This is a genomic window from Bradyrhizobium lablabi (assembly GCF_018131005.1).
Lineage (GTDB): Bacteria > Pseudomonadota > Alphaproteobacteria > Rhizobiales > Xanthobacteraceae > Bradyrhizobium > Bradyrhizobium lablabi_D.
Map to the genome: position 1 here is coordinate 432830 of NZ_JAFCJK010000006.1, position 19739 is coordinate 452568.

The following is a 19739-nucleotide window of genomic DNA, read 5'->3' on the forward strand; positions in this document are numbered from 1 at the left end:
TTTGCGAATTCGTTGCTCAAATCGCATCCTTGGCTGTCAGTCAGCGGTTCGCCCGAAGTTTCGGGGGGCGTCCCTGCAGCAGCTGATCGAGGGTGATGCCCAGCGGTTCCTCGACATAGGTCTTCAGGAGATCGCGCACCTCCTCGGTCAGTGCGGCCTCGATGTCGTTCTCGACCGTTTTCTGCAATACCGGCTCGACCAGTTGGGATCGATGCCCGCGAACGCCGGCCGCCAGCACCGGTGCGAGAATCTCGGGCTGCTGGCGTGCCGCCTCCTGAAGCAACTTCGGATCCGGTACGCGATTTGCCAACGCAAGGAACGCCAGGCCGGCCGCAAGAATCGCCGACAGGGACTGGTCCGCGGCGATGATGTCAATGCCCGCAGCCTGCGCGACCATCTCTTGCAGTTTCGGCGTTAGCGTAATCTGGGAGACGTCCACAGTGCCATCGGGCGTAACGCTGATCCTGCCAAAGGATGCCAGGTGCCCCTCGTCCTTCAGGATCACGTCGAACGTGCCTTCGAGTGTAAGCTGCTTAAGGTGCAGGATTGGGGCGACAGATGTCGCGGCATTCAACAGGGTTGTTTCTCCCGTCTTCACGCGCGGCGCCAGGGCGCTAACTTGGTCAAACAATATCGCAAGACTCGCAGAAAGCTGGGCCGTCGCTGTCAGCGATGAGCCGCCGATGATGCGGAGAGTCTTGGTGCCCTTTTTATTGACTTGGCTGATCTGAGCTCCGAGCTGGAATTTGGCTCCCGCGCCCTGCAGGACGATATCACGCAGCTGGATTCGCGGAGTTGCCGGATTAAGCAGCTCCTGCGTAAGAGCTTCCTCGATCTGCCCGAGCACAAATGTGCTTCCCGCGCGCTCCGGCTCAACGGTGATTTGGGCAAACACATTGGCTAGCGTCGCAGCGGGGTCAGGGTCGAGAAAGAGGGAATAGCGAGGGTCACCAAGCTGGGTTGCACTGATGCGCTCGGCGATTGCTTGCTCGAGCGCGCTTTGTATCTTGTCGGCGAGTTCGGAAGCCGCTTCCCTGTCATCCGGATTGGTCACATCCCGCAGGAACACAGGCCATCTCGCGACGCCACGCTTCAAATCGTATACCAGGTCATTTACCTGGTACGTCGCGCTGACGACGCCGATGATCTTCAGCAGCAGCCCTCTTGCCGGCACAGCGGCGGGATCGATTTTCACCAGCAGCGCCCCGGAGAACGACACGCTCAGTGTCGTATCGTCAATGCCGGCGGTGACTGTGTTGAAGGCCGCGTTCTCGACCGTGCCTAGCGGGAAGCTCACCAAAATCTGTCCCGCCGGCAGAGCGACGCTCAGGCTGATGCCCTTAAGCAACAGCTGATATTCCGGAACCGCGCGCGGTACGAGCGTGCGCAGCGGAAACGGTGATGAAGGGTTGGCCGGCCGCGCACCGGTCACAGACCGAGCGACGGGTTGGGTTACCGCGTCCGGGCGTGAACTCATGGCTGTGTCGCCGGTGGACCGGAATGCGTGGTCATATCAACGCCAATCTGGGGAAGGGCCAAGGGCGAAGGATCGGTGAGGTCGCCGGCGGCAAGCATAGCCTTGCGGCGATCTGACTCGGTTTGCGCCTGCACGCCCTCGCTCTCGAGCTTGGTGACCTCTGCTGTGCGGGCACGCAAGTCGAGGTCGCGATGAGCCATGACAAAGCCGTCGGCTCCCAAACAGCTCCCGAGCAGAGGCTCAACCACGAGGCCGGGCGTCGGCACGAGGATGGTTTTTATGAATTGGTCGTCCTTCTTTGCGGCCGCCTCGGCGACCTTCTCGCGCAGCGCCGCGATATTGATTCCACCCTGCTTCAAGAGCTGAACATTGGTGACCCGACAAGCTCCGAAGTGCCCGCGGAAACAGGCGAAATGCGGATCGACGAGCCCCTCCGGAATGCCGAACTTCTGAAGGAATTCCGAGACGATAACCTCCGGCCATGACGACCAGATCGCCTGATAGTAGAACAGGAGATGGTCGATGACGTGGCTCTTGAGCCTTTGCAGCTCGACCTGGGCCTCTGCGCGCTCCTGTAGCGCATTCTCGGAAAGAAGAAGCTGCTGAAGAAGGTCCGCCGTCGTCGGGGCTGCGGCGGCGCCAGATTGTCCCGACGCAGGCGATGGCGGCGTGGCTGCCTCGGATGGCGCGATCAGCGCCTCGTATTTCTGATTGAGGGTGATGACCCTGGAACGAAGATTTTCGTCGTCCGGCAAGGCATCGATGCCCGCGAGTTCGAGAATTGCGAGTAATCCGATGACAATCGGCTCGACAACGACGCCGAACGGAACGGTCGCCGCAACTGTCCCGGCGGCAATCGCAATTGCGGCGTCAACCTTGAGGAATGCGCCATCGATGTCGCCGATCTTCGTAAAGAATTGCGTGAGCACGTCACTGAGAAATGACAAGTCGCTCTTTTGCTGCGTCGATGCGGCTTTCATACGATCATGCAAGATGCCGAGCGCATCGCGCAGTTCAGGCGCGAGCCGGTCGACGAGCTGCCAATAGAGCCAGCTTCCAGGTCCGCTATCCTGGTCGGATCCAGAGAGCAGCGAATAGCTCTTCAAGACGTTCGCGATTGCGTCGGCGACCTCGGACGAACTTGCGGCGCTGTCGCCGCCTGCGCCCTGACGCTCGGACGCCTTTTCTCTCGCCTTGCGCAATACTGCCATCTTCTGCATGACTGCAACCTTCTTGGCAGCGTCAAAACCGGCCTGCAATTTTTCGCAAGCGATGAGAGGTCGCAATATGCATTCGTATTCGAGCAGCCAGGCGGTTGTCACATTCTTTTCGACCGGGAGGGGGATGAGCAAGTAAAGATCGACACGAGAGAGCCTGGTGAAAATCTCGAGTTCCTCGAGCACCTCGAAATAGAGGTAGTTGAGCGTGTTACAATGGTTTGGATTGGAGATTGTTTCCTTCGTGGTGGTTTCTGTTCCAGTCTCTATCGTCTCCTCCACCGTGCTATTTCGAGCAATCTTCAAGCTCTGCGTCGCCTTGATGGTCGCGTCGTGAACGAAGTCACGTCCGTTTTCCAGCGAACGCGTCACGTGATTGTCGATCTGGCCGGCGATACCGAGCGCTCCGCTTGCGCCAACCGGTATCGGTCCTTTGACGGGTATCGATACCTGATTGATGGTCGCGCTTGGGTTGAAGGAGCTATTGTTCTGGTTCGTGAAGGCTTTTTTTGCGGATAGGGACCACTTCTCCTCATCCGTGAGCTCCGAGGTCATGAGGCTTTCGGATGATTCGGAGACCGTCGATTTTATCGTTTTGCGTGCCCAGGAGCGCACTGAGATTTCCTTGGTGCCGGGATACAGCGTTAGCGGGACGCTACTCACCAGGCGACCGCGCTTGTAACCCCGCGAAGTCCACGTCTGGGCATACTCCAATCCCACAGCCCATTGGGCGTTCTCAACCGCCTTTCCAGTGAGATACCAGGCGCTGCCGAGCGCGCTCGCGCCTTCACGGATCAAGTCGTTGAATTGCTTTCGATTCCGGATCTCGCGGTGGCTCAGGGCCTGACGCACATCATCCAAGTGGCCGGCGATGCCATCCTTCGAGATAATCTCGGCGCCTCGACCTTTGATCCTTGCAGGCAGAATGGCCGCGCGCCCCAGGTCGAACTCGTAGACCATGGGCGCAATCTGCACAAAATACGTGGTCTCGAAATCCTGGACCGGCTCAGGCGCGGCGCACCTGCCATCGGTCTCGTCGCCGGCATCTCCGTTCTCGCCGGCTATGGGCTCGCCGTCGATGGCGGGATCGTTGCTAATGGAATCAATGCTGGCCAAAGCACCCTCCAAGTTTCAGATGAATGTCACAAGGAGTTCGCAGCAAAAAAGCAAAATGCGAGGCAGTCACAGACCTGCAGCTCGGAACGGCGTCGCCGCTGCAATAAAAATGTCTCTAGGAGCGAGCCTCGAGCAAATTGAATGGTGACACGGAACCCGGCAGCGATCAATGAAATAGTGGCGGCAAGTTCAGCGACAGAAGCGGATGTCTTTCCGCAAATCTGCTTTCAGCTTTTGATCAAGCGCTCGTTAGAGAACTGTCACGACAAGTCTGAGGGGCAGGTCGAGCAAGCAAAGAAAGTGACCCGCGAAGTCCGACTGAAACGCGCGCCATCTCATTCGAGCTCTCGTTGAGCCGTTCATCTCACGGTGTCACAATCGCGAGAGGTGTTAGCCATTTCTCTCCGTGAGCAGTCCGAGTGCGGTGCTGAGCAAGTTTGCCAAACACACATCAATTGGGCGGCTTCAACGAGCCCGTCGATAACCGTTATATTACTTTATGGCAGCGCAGCACGCGGTTAGGAGATGTGTGCTGAACTGTCACCGACTGTCGCCGCCCAAGTGAGTTGCTATCGCAAAGCCGCGCCATCCGCGCGCGTACCGGCCTGCCGCATCGGATTGTCTCTCATGCAAATTGACGCGTGAGTCGAAGCAGCCGGTTCAACGCCAGGCCTACCATCCAAGGGAATCACCATGGCTCAATCTGAAACGTTCGACATCGTCATCCTTGGCAGCGGTCAGGGGGGAAAGAAGCTCGCTTGGCATCTGGGCCGATCGGGCAAGAAGGTTGCCGTCGTCGAACGGCAATGGGTTGGCGGTTCGTGTCCTGCTGTTGCATGCCTGCCCTCAAAGAATGAAATTTGGGGCGCCCGGGTGGCGCACCTTGTTCACAATTCGGCTCACTTCGGCATCGTCGCCGACCGCGCAAGAACGGACATGGCCGCGGTGCGACTTCGCAAACAGAGGATGGTCGAGTTCGAGATCGATGCGCACCTGAACCTCTACAAGCAGACCGGCGCAGAACTCATCATGGGAACTGGCCGCTTCATTGGCGCGAAGACGATCGATGTCCGGTTGAACAAGGGCGGCACGCGCGTACTCGCGGGCAACGAGGTCGTAATCAATGTCGGCACGCATGCAGCGATGCCTGACATTCCCGGCCTGCGCGAGGCGCAACCGCTCACCCATATCGAAGCGCTCGAACTCGATATCGCGCCGGAGCATCTGATCATTCTCGGCGGTGGCTATATCGGGGTCGAGATGGCGCAAGCCTACCGCCGCTTCGGCAGCCGCGTCACGATCATTGAGCCTGCGTCGAGGATCATGGGACGCGAGGACAGCGAAGTGGCTACCGAGATCAGCAAAGTCCTGACCGGCGAAGGCATCGATATTATCCTGGGCGGCAAGCCTCTCCGTGTCGACGGGCGCAGCGGCCAATCTGTTTCAGTCACCATTGCGACCGAGCCGGAGCAGCGGACTGTCGAGGGCAGCCATTTGCTCGTGGCGGTCGGGCGGATCGCGAATACGGCTGATATCGGCCTCGACAAGGCCGGCGTTGCATTGACGCCACGCGGATTTATCCAGGTCGACGAACGGCTCCGGACGACCGCTCCGGGCGTCTGGGCGATCGGAGAATGCGCCGGCAGCCCGCACTTCACCCATGTATCGGTCGACGACTTCAGGATCGTCCGGGACAACATGGCCGGCGGCAATCGCAGCACGGATGACAGGCTCATTCCGCACGTGATGTTCACCGACCCGCCTCTCGCTCGCGTCGGCCTGTCCGAGGGCGAAGCGCAACGCCAGGGCATGCCCTTCCGCGCGGCAACGCTGCCGATGCGCAACGTGCTGCGGACATTAGCGACCGACGAGCCCGAGGGATTCATGAAAGTGCTGGTCGGCGCCAAGGATGATCGAATCCTCGGATTCACGATGATCGGCTCCGAGGCCGGCGAAGTCATGACCACGGTGCAGGCGGCGATGCTCGCCGAAATGCCCTACACGAAGCTGCGCGATGCCGTGATCGCGCATCTCACCATTGCCGAGGGCTTGGGCTCTCTGTTTGAGGGCATTCCCGTGAAGTCGGCCTGACCGCGGCCAGAGATGCTTCATGGGGCGCGAGCCCTATGCAGCATCTGTATTCCGGCTACGGCGAAGACCAAGCTCGCAAGAGTGGCTGCAATGCCGGAGACGCTCTGGACAAGTCCACGGGCTGTTGGAGGATGAGTCTCGCAACCGCGCCGGTCGTTGCGTTGGGTATGGTCATGCTGCTGGCCTAATGCTCACCGATGACATCGCGGTTAATCTTCCCGGTCACCTCGAGATTGACTAGATATTCGTCCATGTCGACCACATGAAGCCATGGTCGCCTTGTAATGCCTGATGCCTTGAGTATGCGCCGTGGATCTCATTGCTGCACTTCGGACTTTCCTTCGTGTCGCCGAAGTCGGCTCGTTTTCGGCTGTGGCGGAGGAGCGCGGCGTTACGCAGCCGGCAGTGTCGAGACAAGTGAGCGCGCTTGAAGAGCATTTTGGAACCCGCCTGGTTCAGCGCAGCACACATGCCGTCACCCTCACGGACGAAGGACGCGAGTTTGTCCCAGCGGCTCAGCAGCTGGTCGATTCGGCGGACGCGCTGGAGGAACGAACGGGGCGTCGCCGCACTAAGCCGGTCGGCCGTGTCCGCCTGAGCGTTCCGGTCTCGCTGGGGCTCTATTTCAGCAGCAAGCTCGGTTCGCTGATCAAGAAGTACGACGAATTGTCGATCGAACTCCTCCTGCACGACAGTTTGCGCGATCTCATCGAAGAGGGCATCGATCTCCAGGTGTGTGTCGGCGAGGTCAGCGATTCCGCGCTGATCTCCCGTCGGATCGGTGCGGGCACCTTATTCCTTGTCGCGGCGCCGGCTTATCTGAAGGGCCGCGCGGCGCCGAAAGAGCCTGCCGATCTGCGACAGCACGACTGCATCGTCTATCGAGGCGATGAGTGGTGGTTCGCCGGTCCCCAAGGCGCCGTGTCGGTGTCCGTGCACGGCCGATTTCGCGCCAACAATTCCGAGGCCGTGCGCCTCGCGGCGCTGAATGGCCATGGGGTTGCGCTCCTATCACATCTGTTGGTCGCTGATGATATCGCCACAGGCCGGTTGCGCGCCCTGATGCCGGAGTTTCCGCCCGCGCGCGTGCCTTTGACACTGGTCTATCCTTCACGCCGCAACCTGCCGCCGCGCATCCGTGCCGTGATCGAATTCTTAAGCGAAACAGTTCAAGCGGACCCCGCATTGAGGGATGACGGCAGCGTGGTGACCTTATCCCAAAGTGACGTGTCCGGCCCGCATTGATCTTGCACACGCCGTGCGCGGCGCCGCTTTTTCGCTGCTCATACCAATCGTAACAAGCGATATGAGCACGACCTAAATTCCGGCATCCTGAAGCTCTTGCTATGTCTTGTTGCAACAGGCTGGTCACGGCCTGTGGCCAGGAGAACAGCAATGACCAAGAACCTTGTAGGGCTGCTCGCGGTAGCCGTAATCCTTTCGATGGGCGCTCCGGCGCAGGCAAAAGAAACCAGCGTCAAGCGCATACCGTACGTGACGCCCGCCTGGGGTGCCGACCGCATGACAGTGCGTCGGCCTGGCAACTTCGAGGACACCACCCCGATGCCCTTCGTCGACGAAGCTGCACGCAACCATTCGTCGATCTTTGGGCCGATCAGATGGCATTGATCAGACCTCGATCTGTGTCGCGAACATTCAACGGAGAGCCCTTCATCGTTCGAACGCATTGTGAAACCTTCGACAGTACGACAAAGCTCTTGGTGAAGCTCGGATGCCTCGCAGATAGTCTACAGGACGGATCAGGACGATCGTGCTCCTGGATTGGCGGGAGCTGGCATGGGCGTCGCGCTCATGCTGGCGATGTTCGATGCGCCCAACGTGAAGCGAGTCCCGGTTCGCGATCTCGACATATCGTCCCAAGCCGAAGACTTCGAGACTCCCCACCGGTTAGCCCGCCGCGTCGCCGCCGCAAAATTTGAAGATCAACAAGGCGGGCGCCCTCGGGTGGCCGCTAACATCCGTCCTGCCTTGGCCAGTCGCTGCGGAAATGCCGGCGTCAGGCGCCGTCGCGCTCCGACCTGACCGTATTGCAGCGGTAGCAACGAAAGATGCGAACCGCATGGTGCTTCGGCGTGGACGGCAAGGCGGCCAGCAGCGTCATGTGATTTCCGCAGACATCACACGCACAGGTTGTCTCTTCGGGTGACGACTTGGCGCCCGCTTGCATCACGAAATCCCCACGCTTGTCCCGGGGCAGAGAAGAAGCCGCTCAATGCGGCGCAAGCATGATGCGGGGCTACCGTAGGACTACGGACCGGGAAGGGCACGATGTCGAGCGGGCCATCAGCCGACACGAACTCGCCATGATGGGCAGGCGTGGCGAGCCGGGAACAAGCCCGGCCATGACGAGGTGGAGACGTCGGCGCCGAAGCCCTATTGCCGCTTCCTCGTGCAAATCCGCGAAAACCCCGGCGGCGTTAACCCTCGGTTAACCATGCGTGACGATTGTTAACTATTCAACATGCAAGCCGAGTCAGTGTCGATGGACGCCAGTACGCAAACAGCACGTCAACCGGTCCGCATGCGCGGCCGCTCCTATGTTGCGTTCGTCTTCACCCCTGTCGTGCCGATCGTGACCTGGCTTGCGGATATCGATGCGACGCTGGCCCGTTCCCCCGGCTTCTTTACCGGCAAGCCTGTGGTGCTCGACCTGTCCTCGGTGGACCTCAGCCCGACTGCCATTGCCCATCTGCTCGCAAGCCTCGATCAGCGCAACATCCGCGTCCTCGGCGTCGAAGGCGTGAACGGCGACAAGCTCACCCCCAACATGCCGCCGCTGCTGACCGGAGGACGGCCCTCCGGTTTGACCGCGGCCGAGGCGGAGAACTACCCGCAGACGAAAACGAAGACGAGGACCAGGACCAAGTCGGCGTCCCTGTTGCTCGACAGCCCGGTCCGCTCCGGCCAATCGATCGTGTTTCCCGATGGCGACGTCACCGTGCTCGGCTCGGTCGGTTCCGGCGCCGAGATCGTGGCCGGCGGCTCGATCCATGTCTACGGAACGCTGCGGGGCCGCGCGATGGCCGGAATCAATGGCAATTCGTCGGCGCGAATCTTCTGCCAAAGGATCGAGGCCGAGCTGTTGGCCATCGATGGATACTATCAGACCGCCGAGCAAATCGGCGAAGCCCTGCGCAATCAGCCCGCCCAGGCGTGGCTCGAAGGCGAAGAACTGCGAATCACACCGTTGAACTGATCGACCGCGAGGAGATGAGAATGGCGAAAGTATTGGTCGTGACGTCTGGGAAGGGCGGGGTTGGCAAGACGACGTCGACCGCCGCATTGGGCGCGGCACTCGCGCAAATAGGACAAACCGTTGTCGTCATTGACTTCGATGTCGGCCTGCGCAACCTCGACCTTGTCATGGGCGCGGAGCGGCGGGTCGTATTCGACCTGATCAACGTCACGCAGGGGGTTGCAAAGCTCCAGCAGGCGCTGATTCGCGACAAGCGGCTGGAGAATCTCTGGCTGCTGCCGGCATCGCAGACCCGCGACAAGGATGCGCTGACGGACGACGGAGTCAAGCGGGTGATCGCCGAACTCAAGACCAAGTTCGACTGGATCCTGTGCGACAGCCCGGCCGGCATCGAACGTGGCGCGACGCTCGCGATGCGCTATGCCGACGAGGCCATCATCGTCACCAATCCCGAGGTCTCCTCGGTCCGCGACTCCGACCGCATTATCGGCATGCTGGATTCGAAGACGGTGCGCGCCGAACGCGGGGAGCGGGTCGAGAAGCATCTCCTTATCACCCGATACGACAGCGCTCGCGCCGCGCGCGGCGAGATGTTGTCGATCGACGACGTGCTCGAAATCCTCGCGACGCCGCTGCTTGGCATCGTGCCGGAAAGCCAGGATGTGCTGAAGGCCTCGAACGTAGGAAGTCCGGTGACGCTGAACAATGCGGCAAGCGCGCCGGCCCGGGCCTATATCGACGCCGTGCGCCGCCTGATGGGCGAGACGGTGCCGATGACGGTGCCGGTCGCGCGCAAGAGCCTGATGAACCGACTGCTGCGACGGAGGGCGGCATGATGAACCTGATTCGGCTTTTTGGCAGTCGCGCTGCATCCGCTCCCGTGGCGCGGGAGCGGCTGCAGATCCTGCTTTCGCATGAGCGAGGCCGGAACGGCGCGCCCGATCTCCTGGAACTTCTGCGCTCGGAGATCCTCGGGGTGGTGTCCAGGCATGTCGAACTCGATCCGGAGAAGATCGTGGTCCGGATGGACCGGGGCAAGTTCGTCTCGATGCTGGAAGTCGACATCGAGGTGCCGAACGGCGTGCAACGATCAAAGATGGCGGCTGCCACATGACCGCAGACAGCAACAGTCACATCGCCTGGCAACGCGCGCAGCTCCGCAGGCACCGCGCCGCGCTGAAAGACCTCGAGGCCAGTCAGCAGTCGGGCCCGAATTGCAGCCGCGCGGTGCAGATGACGATCGCCGAATTGCGGCGCAAGATCGGCGAATCCGGCCGATGCATCGCCGAGTATGAGCGGCGGACCCGCCGGCCGCTGGCAACCGATCTCGGCAGCCTTGCGAGCGTGAGCTGGACGCACTGGAACGCCAACACGCCGGTTAAGCCCCAGCGCCGCCGCGCGTGAGCTGTTGTCGGCGCATGCAACCGTCATTGTGAGGAGCGATAGCGACGAAGCAATCCATGCCGCCACACGCGCGGTTGGATGGATTGATTCGCTTCACTCGCACGACAGCGCACAGAGCGAATTGCGGCCCCGTCATCGGCGCGCGGCGCGACCTGCTCGCCCGCGGCGGCCAGCCTTACAGCAGGAACGAAAGCGCCGCCGCGCACTGGTCCTCCACCTTGAGCGTGAGAAGCTCGTCGGCGCGGGTTCGGCCGAGATTGACGGCAGCGATCGGCAGCCCCCTTCGTTCCGCCATCTGCACGAAGCGAAAGCCGGAATAGACCATCAGCGACGATCCGACGACCAGCATGGCGTCGGCCTGCTCCAGATGGCTCCGGGCTGAAGCGACCACATCGCGCGGCACGTTCTCGCCGAAGAACACCACGTCGGGTTTGAGGATGCCGCCGCCACAGGACCGGCAAGCAGGCACGACGAAGCACGAAAAGTCCTGGTGTTCGAGATCGGCGTCGCCGTCGGGCGCATCCGCGGCATCGAGGCCAAGCCAGCAGGGGTTCAGGCGCGCCAGCTCGCCCTGATACGCCTCGCGCGTCGTCGTGGCGGCGCACCCGAGACAGCGGACGACGTCGAGGCGTCCGTGCAGGTCGATAACCCGCCTGCTGCCGGCGGCCTGGTGCAGCCGGTCGACATTCTGGGTCAGGAGCAGCTCGCATCGGCCTCGCTCTTCGAGGCTTGCCAACGCGCGATGCGCGTCATTCGGCGCGGCGCGGCCGAACCGCCGCCAGCCGACCATGCTCCGTGCCCAATAGCGCTGCCTTGTGCCGGCCTCGTTGAGAAACGCCTGGATGGTGACCGGCCGCGTCCGCTTCCAGTTGCCGTCGCTGTCGCGATAATCGGGAATGCCGGAATTCGTACTGCAGCCAGCCCCGGTCAGGACGAACAGGCGTCGGTGCCTGTCGACGAAATCCTCGAGGGCGCGATGTGGCATGGCGCCACATGTAGTGCACTTGCAGCGCTTGCACCAGATGCAGAGGCGTCCGCAGTGGCGGAGGACCCTTCATGCGGTCTCCGCGTTGACGCGTGGTGCAGGTGCGCCGTCGAAGAGGTGATCTCATGCAGCCAAGGTTCGTCGTCATCTGCGGGATGACGTCCCTGATGTTGTCGCCGTCCCATGGACAGGGTGGAGGTTCCACGGCGGAGCAGGCGTTCAACAATTCCTGCCGGACCTGCCACACCATCAAGGAGGGTGACAACCGCGCCGGCCCGAACCTGCACAATATCATCGGCCGCAAGGCCGGATCGGTGGCGAACTTTCGCTATTCCGACGCGATGAAGTCAGCCGACTTCGTCTGGGACGATGACAAGCTTGCGCGCTTTATCGAGAATCCCGATGCCCTGGTGTCCGGCAACGGGATGAAACCGTACACCGGCGTGCGATCGTCCGACGACCGCTCGAAGATCGTGGAGTTCCTGAAATCTCCGGGCAAGTAGCGGTCCGCCTGAGGCGCCGCCTCACCGGGTCGGCATCACGAACACCTGGCCCGGATGAATCAGATTGGGATTACGGATTTGCGTCTTGTTCGCGCGGTAGATCACCACGTAGCGCTGTCCCGCGCCCAAGGCGCGCTGGCTGATGCGCCAGAGGCTGTCGCCGCGGGAAACGGTGGCCGTCATGACTTTCGGGACGATCACGGATGACTGCGAAGGTTTGTTCGGGACAGCGGCCGAGTCGGCGGCCGCCAGTCGCGGCCGCGGGGCAACGGCGGCTTGTGACTCGCTCGAGGTTGAAGTCTGCGGCTGAAGCGAGCCGGCAGCGATGGTGTCGGGAACGTTGAACGGCACTTCGGCGCGACCGCGGACGGCGCCGGAATCCGAATCGACCTCGTCCAGCCTGACGCGATAGCCGCCGGGCTTCACGCCCGCGTTGATCGTCACCGAGAGACGCCCATCGTCGCCGGCGGTCGCCGACGCCACGAAGCTGTCGTTGAGATAGAGCCGCGCGCTGGCGCCCGGGCGGGCCCGGCCACTGACATGGAGTTTTCCGTTCGCCTCGGTCTCGACCGCCTCGACAACCACCTTGCCTGCCACCGGCCCTGACGTGGGAGGCGTGGATAGCACCCGGGTCGGCTTGTCGGGGCTCATCAGCGCCACGATCGGCCGCTCATTCGGCGTGGGCTCGAGCGCGACCGCTACGCTTTGCCGGGACACGACTTCGCTGCCGTCTCCCTTCCGGGCACGCAGGGTCAGGTCATAGTTCCCCGGAGGAAGCGCGCGGGGGATCATTGCGAATTGTCCGGATTGATCGGCGACTACCCGGTCGTGTGGCTCGCCATTGCGCAGCAACTCGACCGTTGCGCCTGGTGCCGCTCGGCCGGCGACCACCGCCTCGCCGTTCGGCTCGATACGGACGACGTCGAACTCGGGTAGCTGGTCGCCGCCCGGTGCCGGCGGCGGCCCTGCAATCGCTGCCGCCAGCTTGCCCGCCTCCGACTGAGCCGCGGAGACGTCGGCCGCGCCCTGATCGCGCGCCTCTGCCGGCGGTGCGGCGGTTGCAACGCCCTTCGCATCGACAGTTGCCGTACCGGCTGACGGAATCTGCAAGGTGCGCGGGACAGCGAACATCAACGCCGCGACTCCGCCGGCGGCAAGTGCGATGAATGGCAAAACCATTCGGTTCATCGATATCGCGCTCATGATGCCTGTTCGTTGACCATCCCGCCTGACTGGCCGAAGCTTTTCGAATCTCTGGGTGGAGCCTGCGCCGATTTGTTTGGTCCATCAAGTGGACTCAATGGGTACGCCGTCGGTCAACCGGGCTGACCGACGCGCCGTCAGCGGCGCTCCTGGCTCGGCACAGCGCTCTCACGGGATCGTCAGATACGCGTTTCGGCTACACGTCAGGATTGACAGCATGGGAACAAAATGGGAACATAGTTTTCAGATCCGAGGGTGTCGTTTACCAACGCAGCCGCGCATGCACACGGCGAAATAGATCATACTGGCTACTTATGGATGTGCCATAAACGTCACCTTTAGTCGGTCGAGGCGGGGGTAAAGTGCGTCATGAGAGTTGCAATGTGGGCGGTCGTTGCGGCCGCGTGGTTGATTCTGTCCGCAACAGCTTCGAGCGCCCGTGGCCCATATGGGTCGATCACCGTCGGCAACTGGAAAGGCGGCGCCTTCACCGACGATAAGAACGGCGGGTTCAGCCATTGCTCGGCGACAACGATCTATCAGAGCGGAATCTACTTCTCGGTCTCGATCGCCGCGAATGGAAACTGGTGGCTGGGGTTCGCTCACGAGGACTGGCGGCTGACGCCGGGGCAAGCATTCCCACTCGCACTGACATTCGACGCCCAGCCTGCGTTCAATGTCTACGGCATGCCGAGGGACGCGCACATCGTCAGCGTCGACCTGCCGGTGAACTCGGCCCTGATCAGCCAGTTCCGCAAGGCGCGGCAGATGACGGCCTTTGCGCAAGGGCAGTTGTTTCAATTCAACCTGAGTCAGACCGCGCAATTGCTGCCCGCGTTGGTCAATTGCGTTGCTTCGATCAAGAAGAACGGCATCGCCAACGCCGGCGAGTTCGCGCTGGTCGCGCGGCCCGCAGCCGCCTCGCCGCCACAGCAAGCCGCACTAAGCGCGGCGCCCGGATCAACCAGGTCCGCGACCCAGACCGGTACCGGCTTTGTCGTCAGCAGCAGCGGGCACGTCGTGACCAACCAGCACGTCGTCGGCGGTTGCGGCGAGATATCGGGCAATTTGAGCGGCGAGGCGCCGGCAAAGCTGCGGCTGGTGTCGAGCGACGAGACCAATGACCTCGCGCTGTTGCAGGCACCAAGTCCCTTCAAGGAGGTCGCCAGCATCCGGCAAAACTCCATTCAGGTCGGCAACGGCGTGGTGGCGATCGGCTTTCCCTATCATGGGCTGCTGACATCCGATTTCACCGTGACCACGGGCATCGTCAGTTCGCTGAGCGGCATCCTCAACGACACCCGTCACCTCCAGATCAGCGCGGCGGTACAGCCGGGCAACAGCGGCGGGCCGCTGTTGGACCTTGGTGGCGCCGTCGTCGGCGTGGTGGCTGCGAAGCTCGACGCGGTCAAGGTTGCCCGGGCGACCGGGACCATTCCCGAAAACATCAATTTCGCCATCAAGACCGGCGCGCTTCGCGACTTCCTCGACAACAGCGCCGTGACATATCGGGCCTCCGAGTGGCGAGACGGGGCCAAGAAGGAAACGGCCGATATCGCCAGGGAGGCGCGTGGCTTCACATTGTTGATCACGTGTACCGTGAACGAGCAGAGCGCTAAAAAGCCGGGCAATTGAGCTGGAGCGTCCTGATCCAATCCGAACCGATAGCGCTCTCGCCGCGTCGCCTTACGCCGCGCGCTTCAGCGTATGCAGCGTGACCTCAGCCGGGCAGTTGAGTCGTACCGGCGAGAGGCTGGTGCCGGCGCCTCGCGAGGTGTAGCCGGCCAGTTGTTCGTGGCGCCAGGCGCCGGCGCCCATCCGGCGCGGCAGTCGCGCCTCGAGCTTGATCGCGATGCCGCCGGGCAGGCAGAGCTGGCCGCCATGGGTGTGGCCGCTCAGCATGAGGTCGAAGCCAGCTTGCGCCGCCGCGTGGTAGGATTCGGGCGTATGGGCGAGCAGGATCGAGAAGGCCTCACGCGGAATCGCTGCCGCGGCCTTCGTGATATCGTCGATGCGATAGAAATGCGCGTCGTCGATGCCGGCGAGATGGATCGTCTCGCCGCCGCGCGCGATCGCCTCGGATTCGTTGAACAGCATGCGAATTCCCATCGCCTCGAGTGCGGGCGCCATGCGGATGCTGTCATGATTGCCGAGGATGCCGTACAGCGGCGGTTTCAGCCGTGTGCACAAATCCTTCATCAGCAACAGGCTCTTGCCGAACGGACCGAACGTGGCGCCGCGATAGTCGCCGGTCAGCACGCAGGCGTCGTAGGCGAGGTCGGCGACGAGGCTCAGGACGTGCTGCATGGCGCCGACGCTGATATCGGTGTGGAGATCGCTGAGGTGGAGGATGGTGAAGCCGTCGAAGGCGTTCGGCAGATGCGCCGACATCACAATATTGCGCTTCACCTCCACATGGTCGGCGTTGCGGCGCGCGCGGCCATAGAGGCCGGCCAGTTTCAGCGCACCCTCGACGATCATCGGGGCGACGCGCCAGTTCTCGAAATTGAAGACCAGCGTCCCCTGGCCGAACAACTGCGCCTCGTGCTCGGTCTCGATCGCGAGCCGGCGTGCGACATGATCGTCGCCGATCCGCGCGATCAGTCGTTCGAGATTTACTTCCGTCATCGCCCGCCGTCGGGACCGCGCGCTCCGGCGGAAGCGCGTGCGGTTCGACGCGAACATAACACGGCCGATGTCTGCGCGGACAGAGTGCGACGGGTCCGCTCAGACCACGGGCACGCGTTTGGCCGCGACCGCCGCCGGCGAGATCACCTCGATGTCGAGCGGCACCTGCCAGCGCCCTGTGAAGCGCACCTGGGGTGGCGCGTTGCTGTTGCGCGCGCCTTTGAGCACGAAGCCGTCGTATCCTGAGTTCATCACCGCGTTGCATTTCTGCACATAGACCGGGAAGCCGCCAATATAAGGCATGAACACGCGCGGACGGCCGGGGATGTTGGCGCCGACATACCAGGAGCTGCAGGTCGAGCGCAGCGACACTGTCGAAACGTCGTTGACATGGCTGACCCAGGCCTCCTCGTCCTCGTGTGTCGGCTCGATCGTGGCGGCGCCGACGTCGCGCATGTGGCCGAGGCAATCCGCCAGCCAGTCCACATGCTGTTCGATTGCCTGGATCATGCTCGCCAGCACCGACGGGCTGCCGGGACCGGTGATCATAAACAGGTTCGGGAAGCCCTCGGAAGCGATCCCGAGATAGGCGCGGGGGCCCGCCCGCCACTTCTCGGCAAGCGTCCGGCCGCCACGGCCGGTGATCGCAATCCTGTCGAACGAGCCGGTCATGGCGGCAAAGCCGGTTGCCGAGACGATCGCATCGAACCCGTGCTCGGTGCCGTCGACCACGATTCCCTCGGCCGTGAAACGTTCGATCGGCGTCGTCGATACGTCGACCAGCTTGACGTGCGGCAGGTTGTAGGTCTCGAAGTAATTGGTATCGACACAGAGCCGCTTGCAGCCGAATACGTTTCGCGGGCACAGCAACTCGGCAGTTCCGGGATCCTTGACGATGCTGCGGATCTTCTTCCGCGCGAATTCGGCGATGGTGTCGTTGGCGGCCTTCTCGAACAGAAGGTCGCCATAGGCGCCGAGGAAGGGAAGGCCGCCGCGCTGCCACGCCGCCTCGTATTGCTCCTCGCGCTCCTCTGCGCTCGCCTGCAAGGCGGGTTGGATGTTGAATGGGAAATAGAAGCCGGTTGGGCGCGCGCGCGCTTTCGCGCGCAGCTCCGGGTAGTGCGCCTTGGCCTCCTTCAGATATTCCTCCGAAAGCGCCGCGTTCCACGCCGGCACCGACCAGGTTGCGGTGCGCTGGAACACCGTGAGCTGCGTGGCCTGCCGTGCGATGATCGGGATCGACTGGATCGCGGACGAGCCGGTGCCGATGACGCCGACGCGCAAGCCGGTGAAGTCGACACCCTCATGCGGCCACTCGCCGGTGTGATAGATCGGTCCCCGGAACTGGTCCGTGCCGGGGAAGGCGGGACGATTCGGTGCCGACAGGCAGCCGACCGCCATGATGCAGAACTTCGCCGTGACCTTGTCGCCGCGGTCAGTCTCGATCAGCCACGCGCCCGCCGTCTCGTCGAAGCTCGCCGCGGTGACGCGGGTGTCGAACGCGATCTGACTGCGCAGGTCGAATCGGTCGGCGACATGGTTGGCATAGGCGAGGATTTCCGGCTGCGGCGAATATTTCTCCGACCAGCTCCACTCCTGGTCGAGGTCTTCGGAGAACGAGAAGGAGTATTGCAGGCTCTCGACGTCGCAGCGCGCGCCGGGATAGCGGTTCCAGTACCAGGTTCCGCCGACGCCGCCGCCCGCCTCATAAACCCGCGCGGTGAGGCCGAGCCCGCGCAGGCGGTGCAGCATGTACATCCCGGCGAAGCCCGCGCCGACCACAACGGCGTCGACCGTTCCGGTTTCGGCAGGGCGCGCAGTCACGCGCGCAGCGCTCTCTTGAACCATAGTTCGTCTCTTCCCCGTCTTTGTCTTGGCCGGCGCCTCGTTGGACGCGGCAACGGAAAGATTAGGGCTGATGCGGCGAGGCCTGCAAGCAAGCGCGTTGCCGCGCCGGGTATGGCTCCTATGCTGCCGTGGCGATCGCCGCGGTATCGGAGCGCCTCTTAACTCGATCGAGCTAGTTCTCGGTCGTCCTCACCAGCCTGATCAGCTCGTCGCCGTAATGTTCGAGTTTCTTGTCGCCGATCCCGGCGATGCAGCGAAGCTCGGTCAGGGTTTCCGGGCGCACGGCGGCGATGCCGTCGATGGTGGAATCATGCAGCACGACATAGGCCGGCACGCCGCGCTGCCGCGCCACCTCCGCGCGCCACGCACGCAAGGCGGCATGCAGCGCGGGGCTTGCGGCCTCCTTGCCATTGGCTGCGGTCGCCAACTCGCCGCGGCGAGACTTGTCGCGGATCGCACGGTTGCGCGCGCCTTCAGGCTGCTCGCGCAGCATCACGGGGGTCTCGCCCCTCAGCACGCCGCGCGCAGCGTCGGTCAGTTTCAGCGCGCCATAGGCATCGCTGTCGGCACGCAGGTGCCCCATCGCCACGAGCTGGCGCAGCACCGCGCGCCACTGCTTCTCATTGAGCTCGCGGCCGATGCCGAACACCGACAACTGGTCGTGGTTGAACTGTTTGACGCGTTCGGTCAGCCGGCCGACCAGCACGTCGATCAAATGCATCGCACCAAAGCGCTGCCCGGTGCGATAGGCGCAGGAGAGTAATTTCTGCGCCAACACCTTGCCGTCGCGGACGCGGGGCGGCGACAGGCAGTTGTCGCAATTGCCGCACCTCTCGGCCCTGTCGGTCTCGCCGAAATAGCCGAGCAGCCGGTGGCGGCGGCAATGCACGGTCTCGGCCAGCGCGACCAGCGCATCGAGCTTGCCGATCGAGACGCGCTTGAAGGCGTCGGAACCGGTCGACTCGTCGATCATGCGGCGCTGCTGCACGATGTCGGAGAGACCGTAGGCCATCCATGCGGTGGACGGCTTGCCGTCCCGGCCGGCGCGGCCGGTTTCCTGGTAATAGGCCTCGATGCTCTTCGGCAGGTCGAGATGCGCGACAAAACGCACGTCCGGCTTGTCGATGCCCATGCCGAAGGCGATCGTGGCGACGATCACGATGCCGTCTTCGTTGATGAAGCGGTCCTGATGCCGCGCACGCACGGCAGCATCGAGCCCGGCGTGATAGGGCAGCGCGGGAATGCCCGCATCCTTGAGCGTGGCCGCGACGTCGTCGACCTTGGCGCGGGACAGACAATAGACGACGCCGGCTTCACCTGAGTGCCGCTTGGCGATGAAGTTCTTCAGTTGCGTGACCGCGTTCTGCTTGTCTACGATCTCGTAGCGGATGTTGGGTCGGTCGAAGCTCGCGACAAAATGCGGCGCGTCAGTCAGCGAAAGACGTTCGGCGATTTCCTGGCGCGTCAACGCATCGGCGGTCGCGGTCAGCGCGATGCGCGGCACGTCGGGAAAGCGCTCGGCGAGCACGGAGAGACCGATATATTCCGGGCGGAAGTCGTGCCCCCATTGCGACACGCAATGCGCTTCGTCGATCGCGAACAGCGCGATCCGCGCCTGGCCGAGCAGACTGAGGCAGCGCGGCGTCAACAGGCGCTCGGGCGCGACATAGAGCAGGTCGAGATTGCCCGCGAGCAGCCGCCGCTCGACCTCGGAGGCCTCCCCATACGACAGCGTCGAGTTCAAGACCGCTGCATTGACGCCGGCCTCGACGAGCCCTGCGACCTGGTCGCGCATCAGCGCGATCAGCGGCGATACCACGATGCCGCAACCGTCGCGCAGCAGTGACGGCAACTGGTAGCACAGAGACTTGCCGCCACCGGTTGGCATCAGCACCAGGCAATTGCCGCCATCGGCGACGTGGCGTACAATCTGTGCTTGCGCGCCGCGGAAGCCTGGTAGCCCGAATATGGAATTGAGGACGGAAAGCGGATCGCGGGTCGGATTCGGAGTGCGATCGAGGGCTGGCTGGGCGGTCATGTTTCGACGGTC

At 63.0% G+C, this 19739-nt stretch carries 17 protein-coding genes; 10 read left to right on the forward strand and 7 right to left on the reverse strand.

Annotated features, from left to right (window positions below; translation table 11 throughout):
* Positions 1–40: 40 nt before the first annotated feature.
* Positions 41–1477 (reverse strand): hypothetical protein, encoded by a 1437-nt coding sequence (locus tag JQ553_RS20715; RefSeq protein WP_212501846.1) that lies wholly within the window; start codon positions 1475–1477, stop codon positions 41–43.
* Entirely contained in the window at positions 1474–3249 is a 1776-nt protein-coding gene (locus JQ553_RS20720) for a hypothetical protein (RefSeq protein WP_212501847.1), read from the reverse strand. Before JQ553_RS20720 ends, JQ553_RS20715 begins: the two co-directional genes overlap by 4 nt.
* Positions 3250–3420: 171 nt before the next feature.
* On the opposite strand from JQ553_RS20720, the gene JQ553_RS20725 reads away from it, so the two are divergent.
* The 8 genes from JQ553_RS20725 (at position 3421) to JQ553_RS20760 (ending at position 10522) form a co-directional block, all read left to right on the forward strand.
* Positions 3421–3951 (forward strand): hypothetical protein, encoded by a 531-nt coding sequence (locus JQ553_RS20725; RefSeq protein WP_212501848.1) that lies wholly within the window; start codon positions 3421–3423, stop codon positions 3949–3951.
* A 552-nt stretch (positions 3952–4503) separates the two neighbouring features.
* A complete protein-coding gene (locus JQ553_RS20730; protein ID WP_212501849.1) occupies positions 4504–5901 on the forward strand; it encodes an NAD(P)/FAD-dependent oxidoreductase in 1398 nt (465 codons plus the stop codon).
* Positions 5902–6210: 309 nt separating this feature from the next.
* A complete protein-coding gene (locus JQ553_RS20735) occupies positions 6211–7146 on the forward strand; it encodes a LysR family transcriptional regulator (protein ID WP_212501850.1) in 936 nt (311 codons plus the stop codon).
* A 150-nt stretch (positions 7147–7296) separates the two neighbouring features.
* Positions 7297–7530: a hypothetical protein gene (locus JQ553_RS20740; protein WP_212501851.1), complete on the forward strand. Its 234-nt coding sequence runs from the start codon at positions 7297–7299 to the stop codon at positions 7528–7530.
* An 874-nt stretch (positions 7531–8404) separates the two neighbouring features.
* Complete coding sequence (minC, locus tag JQ553_RS20745; RefSeq protein ID WP_212501852.1) at positions 8405–9118, forward strand: septum site-determining protein MinC; 714 nt, start codon at positions 8405–8407, stop codon at positions 9116–9118.
* A 20-nt stretch (positions 9119–9138) separates the two neighbouring features.
* Complete coding sequence (gene minD / locus JQ553_RS20750; protein ID WP_212501853.1) at positions 9139–9954, forward strand: septum site-determining protein MinD; 816 nt, start codon at positions 9139–9141, stop codon at positions 9952–9954.
* A complete protein-coding gene (gene minE / locus JQ553_RS20755; RefSeq protein ID WP_212501988.1) occupies positions 9954–10232 on the forward strand; it encodes a cell division topological specificity factor MinE in 279 nt (92 codons plus the stop codon). The genes minD and minE overlap by 1 nt, the downstream gene beginning before the upstream one ends.
* Positions 10229–10522, forward strand: a complete 294-nt coding sequence (locus JQ553_RS20760; protein ID WP_212501854.1) for a hypothetical protein — start codon at positions 10229–10231, stop codon at positions 10520–10522. The genes minE and JQ553_RS20760 overlap by 4 nt, the downstream gene beginning before the upstream one ends.
* Before the next feature lie 175 nt (positions 10523–10697).
* Here JQ553_RS20760 and JQ553_RS20765 read toward each other — a convergent pair whose 3' ends face one another.
* Positions 10698–11507 carry an NAD-dependent protein deacetylase gene (locus JQ553_RS20765; RefSeq protein WP_212501855.1) on the reverse strand — a complete coding sequence of 270 codons (810 nt, stop codon included), beginning with the start codon at positions 11505–11507 and terminating at the stop codon, positions 10698–10700.
* Positions 11508–11632: 125 nt separating this feature from the next.
* Here JQ553_RS20765 and JQ553_RS20770 point away from each other — a divergent pair, with 125 nt between their 5' ends.
* Positions 11633–12010, forward strand: a complete 378-nt coding sequence (locus JQ553_RS20770) for a cytochrome c family protein (protein WP_212501856.1) — start codon at positions 11633–11635, stop codon at positions 12008–12010.
* A 21-nt stretch (positions 12011–12031) separates the two neighbouring features.
* Here JQ553_RS20770 and JQ553_RS20775 read toward each other — a convergent pair whose 3' ends face one another.
* A complete protein-coding gene (locus tag JQ553_RS20775) occupies positions 12032–13189 on the reverse strand; it encodes a LysM peptidoglycan-binding domain-containing protein (protein WP_249144451.1) in 1158 nt (385 codons plus the stop codon).
* Between the two features lie 405 nt (positions 13190–13594).
* Between JQ553_RS20775 and JQ553_RS20780 the strand changes: the two genes are divergently transcribed.
* A complete protein-coding gene (locus JQ553_RS20780; RefSeq protein ID WP_249144452.1) occupies positions 13595–14848 on the forward strand; it encodes a S1C family serine protease in 1254 nt (417 codons plus the stop codon).
* A 51-nt stretch (positions 14849–14899) separates the two neighbouring features.
* Here the strand turns inward: JQ553_RS20780 and JQ553_RS20785 are convergent, their stop codons facing one another.
* From JQ553_RS20785 to recQ, 3 genes are all read right to left on the reverse strand, one after another.
* Positions 14900–15841: a metallophosphoesterase gene (locus tag JQ553_RS20785; protein ID WP_212501859.1), complete on the reverse strand. Its 942-nt coding sequence runs from the start codon at positions 15839–15841 to the stop codon at positions 14900–14902.
* Positions 15842–15940: 99 nt separating this feature from the next.
* Positions 15941–17689 (reverse strand): NAD(P)/FAD-dependent oxidoreductase, encoded by a 1749-nt coding sequence (locus JQ553_RS20790; protein ID WP_212501860.1) that lies wholly within the window; start codon positions 17687–17689, stop codon positions 15941–15943.
* 172 nt (positions 17690–17861) lie between these two features.
* Positions 17862–19727: a DNA helicase RecQ gene (gene recQ / locus JQ553_RS20795; RefSeq protein ID WP_212501861.1), complete on the reverse strand. Its 1866-nt coding sequence runs from the start codon at positions 19725–19727 to the stop codon at positions 17862–17864.
* Positions 19728–19739 lie beyond the last annotated feature (12 nt).

What these genes read in the sequence shown, in the direction of transcription:
- JQ553_RS20740 (WP_212501851.1), top strand. Translation starts at nt 7,297, where the DNA reads ATGACCAAGAACCTTGTAGGGCTGCTCGCGGTAGCCGTAATCCTTTCG.
- JQ553_RS20770 (WP_212501856.1), top strand. Translation starts at nt 11,633, where the DNA reads ATGCAGCCAAGGTTCGTCGTCATCTGCGGGATGACGTCCCTGATGTTG.
- JQ553_RS20760 (WP_212501854.1), top strand. Translation starts at nt 10,229, where the DNA reads ATGACCGCAGACAGCAACAGTCACATCGCCTGGCAACGCGCGCAGCTC.
- minD (WP_212501853.1), top strand. Translation starts at nt 9,139, where the DNA reads ATGGCGAAAGTATTGGTCGTGACGTCTGGGAAGGGCGGGGTTGGCAAG.
- JQ553_RS20715 (WP_212501846.1), bottom strand. Translation starts at nt 1,477, where the DNA reads ATGAGTTCACGCCCGGACGCGGTAACCCAACCCGTCGCTCGGTCTGTG.
- JQ553_RS20765 (WP_212501855.1), bottom strand. Translation starts at nt 11,507, where the DNA reads ATGCCACATCGCGCCCTCGAGGATTTCGTCGACAGGCACCGACGCCTG.
- JQ553_RS20720 (WP_212501847.1), bottom strand. Translation starts at nt 3,249, where the DNA reads ATGACCTCGGAGCTCACGGATGAGGAGAAGTGGTCCCTATCCGCAAAA.
- JQ553_RS20730 (WP_212501849.1), top strand. Translation starts at nt 4,504, where the DNA reads ATGGCTCAATCTGAAACGTTCGACATCGTCATCCTTGGCAGCGGTCAG.
- JQ553_RS20775 (WP_249144451.1), bottom strand. Translation starts at nt 13,189, where the DNA reads ATGGTTTTGCCATTCATCGCACTTGCCGCCGGCGGAGTCGCGGCGTTG.
- minE (WP_212501988.1), top strand. Translation starts at nt 9,954, where the DNA reads ATGAACCTGATTCGGCTTTTTGGCAGTCGCGCTGCATCCGCTCCCGTG.
- recQ (WP_212501861.1), bottom strand. Translation starts at nt 19,727, where the DNA reads ATGACCGCCCAGCCAGCCCTCGATCGCACTCCGAATCCGACCCGCGAT.
- minC (WP_212501852.1), top strand. Translation starts at nt 8,405, where the DNA reads ATGGACGCCAGTACGCAAACAGCACGTCAACCGGTCCGCATGCGCGGC.
- JQ553_RS20790 (WP_212501860.1), bottom strand. Translation starts at nt 17,689, where the DNA reads ATGGTTCAAGAGAGCGCTGCGCGCGTGACTGCGCGCCCTGCCGAAACC.
- JQ553_RS20780 (WP_249144452.1), top strand. Translation starts at nt 13,595, where the DNA reads ATGTGGGCGGTCGTTGCGGCCGCGTGGTTGATTCTGTCCGCAACAGCT.
- JQ553_RS20785 (WP_212501859.1), bottom strand. Translation starts at nt 15,841, where the DNA reads ATGACGGAAGTAAATCTCGAACGACTGATCGCGCGGATCGGCGACGAT.